The organism is Streptomyces sp. PA03-1a (assembly GCF_033792805.1).
Lineage (GTDB): Bacteria > Actinomycetota > Actinomycetes > Streptomycetales > Streptomycetaceae > Actinacidiphila.
Genome location: NZ_JARAVO010000471.1, coordinates 1 through 1,627 on the forward strand (window position 1 = coordinate 1; position 1,627 = coordinate 1,627).

General features: G+C 76.4%; 1 protein-coding gene. It reads right to left on the reverse strand.

From position 1 onward, the window contains the following. Positions 1-68 precede the first annotated feature (68 nt). Positions 69-1,493 carry an amidase gene (locus tag PV341_RS44985; protein ID WP_500361023.1) on the reverse strand — a complete coding sequence of 475 codons (1,425 nt, stop codon included), beginning with the start codon at positions 1,491-1,493 and terminating at the stop codon, positions 69-71. Between the last annotated feature and the right edge of the window lie 134 nt (positions 1,494-1,627).

Below are 1,627 nucleotides of genomic sequence, written 5' to 3' on the forward strand. Positions count from 1 at the left end.
CCGCAGGCGCAACGGACCCGCACACGAACAACCGGCCCGTACCCGAACACACCCCGGGCCGCCGCTGCTCACGTGGGTGGCACGTCGAACGCGCGGGCCGTGCGGGCCCGCCAGGGGGAAGCGGCCTCCAGCTGGGCGGCGAGTGCGAGCAGGGGGCCCTCCTCGCCGTGCCGGGCGCCGAGCATCATGCCGATGGGCAACCCCGCCGGGGACCATTCCAGCGGCAGCGACACCGCGGGCAGCCCGGCGATGTTCCAGGGCGCGGTGAACGGCGTGAACGCCAGCTGCGCCGCGAAGTCGGCCTCCGGGTCGGCGTCGTCGCGCAGGGCGCCCACCGGGGCGGGGAGCTGCGCCAGCGTCGGGGTGAGCACCGCGTCGTACGGCTCGGCGGCCTCGGCCAGTTTGCGGCCCACGCCCTGCATCACCCCCAGCGTGCGGGCGTAGTCGAGGCCGCCCACGTCCTGCCCCTGGGCACGCAGCCAGCGGGTGAGCGGCAGCATGTCCCGCTCCCGTTCCGGTGACACGGGCGTCAGCGCCGCCAGTACGGCCCACACCGGGGTGAAAGCGTCGCGGTCGCCGGGGGCGAGCGGCTGCGGCACGTCCACGACCTCGTGACCGAGCCCGGCCAGCAGCGCCGAGGTGCGTTCGTACGCCGCCAGCACCTGAGGGTCGACCCGTACGCCCGCGACGTCCGGCACCGCCCAGCGGGCGATCCTCAGCCGGCGCGGCTCCCGCTCGCACCACTGCAGGAACGACCGCTCCGGCGGCGGCAGCCGGAAGGGGTCTCCGGGCGCGGGCACCGCCAGCACGTCGAGCAGGGCGGCGGTGTCGCGGACCGTGCGCGCGATGGGCCCGTTGACGGCCAGTCCGCTCCCGTCGCCCCACGGCGCGGGGCTGACCCGGCCCCGGCTGGGCTTCAGCCCGACGACCCCGCAGCAGCTCGCCGGGATGCGGATCGAGCCGCCCCCGTCGCTGCCGTGCGCCGCCGCCGCGAGCCCGGCCGCCACGGCCGCGGCCGCGCCGCCGCTGCTGCCGCCGGCGCCGCGCGCGAGGTCGTACGGGGTACGGGCGGGCGGGCCCACGGCGCCCTCGGTGTAGGCGGGCAGCCCGAATTCGGGGGTGCTGGTCTTCCCCGTCAGGACGGTCCCCGCGTCCCGCAGCAGACGGACGAGGTGGGCGTCCTGGTCGGCGACCCGGTCGGCGAAGACCGCCGATCCGGAGGTGAAGCGCACCCCGGCGACCGGCGTCAGGTCCTTCACCGGCACCGGCACGCCGAGCAGCGGAGGCAGCCGCCCGCCCTTCTTGAGCACGCGTTCGGCGCGCCGCGCGTCGGCCAGGGCCCGTTCGGGCGTGACGGTCAGGTAGGCCCCGAGGACGGGGTCGAGCCGCTCGATCCGGTCGAGGTAGTGGGCCGTCAGCTCCACGGGCGACAACGCACCCGCCCGGATGGCCGCGGCCTGCTCCAGCATCGTCAGTTCATGAGGGGCGGACACCCCGCCAGGTTAGGGCCTGCCCCGGGACCGGACGCGAGGTGAACGGTGAGGTGAACGTTTTCCGCCGCTGCTGCGTCATAGGGGAAATCGCGGAAGGGGAGGGGCGTGGCGCTGCTGAGACGGAGGTCCCGGCC